We start from the raw sequence: 1,348 nt of genomic DNA, 5'->3' as shown, positions 1-1,348 counted from the left end.
CTCTAGTTAAGGGTGCTTTTTATCTTCGCTTTGAAATTTCTTTAGATCTCTATAAGAAGAAAATAGCTTTAAAACACGTTCGGGTTTGTCTTTAAAATATTTTATAAACTTATATTGTAAGATACTTATTAAAATTAAAATTGCAGCTAGCTGTAGTAGCAATATAATTATTCTAAATAACATATAATCACCTCACCTAATTATTGACAAAATATGTAGATATTATATAATCAATATATAATGATTAGGAGGTATATAGCATGGGTGTATTCGGAAGTAAAGAGGATAAAATTCAAAAAGCACAAGAAAAAGAGAAAAAAGAATTAGAAAAATTTATGAATAGATATAATTTAAAAAATTTATCAATTGAAGATTTAGAAGTTTTGAAAAGAATATCAACGGATCTAGCGGGTAATGGATTTTTTAAAATAGGTATGGCATTATCATTTTCTAAGGCAGAGGAACAAGCAAAGGTAACTTACTTAAGTGCTTTAGTAGAACAAAATTGGCTAGTTATAAAACAGTTAGGGGATTTAAATAATAAATTGGATATGTTGATTAAAAAAGAATAGTAATATAGTCTATATACATATATTTAGTTGGAGAGAAGAAGCTGCTATAAAATAGTAGCTTTATTTTTTATCCTAAATGTTAATAAAGTTTATCATGAAATTTTGCGTGACATTCTCTACATAAGACTACTAGATCTTTTAAATCCTCATTTCCTATATTTTCATAGGTGTTATGATGGACATTTAAATTATCAGTCTTGCAACAAAGTTGGCATCTATTACCTGCTCTATCTAAAGCTTTTAATCTAATCTCTTTCCAATGCTCACCATTTAAGTACTCTTTATATTCTATTTTTCTTTTATCTTTTTTAGATAGTTCTATAAAATCTTTATATATTCTATCGTTCTTTCTCTCTAAGAACATTTTATCTTTTATATCTTCATTTTTAGAAACTAATATTGAACATAAAATTGATACAAAAATTACTATAATGACTAGTAATATAAAATACATATAATCACCTTCTATATAATTATTTCCTTAAATATGGTAAAATATACATGAGGGGTGGGAGAATGGTTAAAGTAGGTATCAGTTTTAAAGAGACAGGTGATGATGTAGAATTGTTGGAATACTTAAGAGAAAAAGCGAGGATAATAGGTACATCAGCTTATATTAAGCAACTCATATATGAAAAAATGTTAGAAGATAAGAAGAAGGAAAAATAAATTTCCTTCTTTTTTTATTGTATTGAAAACCACTGGCTATGCCAGTGGATAAAATGGCTTAAGCTCTGAACAGAAAAAACTCCTATGATATAATTGCAACGACTGAC

The 1,348-nt window shown here is 26.5% G+C and carries 3 protein-coding genes; 2 read left to right on the top strand and 1 reads right to left on the bottom strand.

The features are described 5' to 3' along the window. The first annotated feature begins 260 nt into the window (after nucleotides 1–260). Nucleotides 261–572 carry a hypothetical protein gene (locus E6248_RS16105; RefSeq protein ID WP_316341779.1) on the top strand — a complete coding sequence of 104 codons (312 nt, stop codon included), beginning with the start codon at nucleotides 261–263 and terminating at the stop codon, nucleotides 570–572. A 79-nt stretch (nucleotides 573–651) separates the two neighbouring features. On the opposite strand, the gene E6248_RS16100 is transcribed toward E6248_RS16105, so the two are convergent. Beyond that, complete coding sequence (locus E6248_RS16100; RefSeq protein ID WP_316341778.1) at nucleotides 652–1,026, bottom strand: HNH endonuclease signature motif containing protein; 375 nt, start codon at nucleotides 1,024–1,026, stop codon at nucleotides 652–654. Nucleotides 1,027–1,088: 62 nt separating this feature from the next. Here E6248_RS16100 and E6248_RS16095 point away from each other — a divergent pair, with 62 nt between their 5' ends. Next, complete coding sequence (locus E6248_RS16095) at nucleotides 1,089–1,241, top strand: hypothetical protein (RefSeq protein ID WP_316341777.1); 153 nt, start codon at nucleotides 1,089–1,091, stop codon at nucleotides 1,239–1,241. Nucleotides 1,242–1,348: the final 107 nt, after the last annotated feature.

The organism is Clostridium sp. (assembly GCF_032552055.1).
In the GTDB taxonomy this organism is placed as follows: Bacteria; Bacillota; Clostridia; order Clostridiales; family Clostridiaceae; genus Clostridium.
Note: the sequence above shows the minus strand (reverse complement) of the source record. Positions and strands in the feature narration are given on the sequence as shown.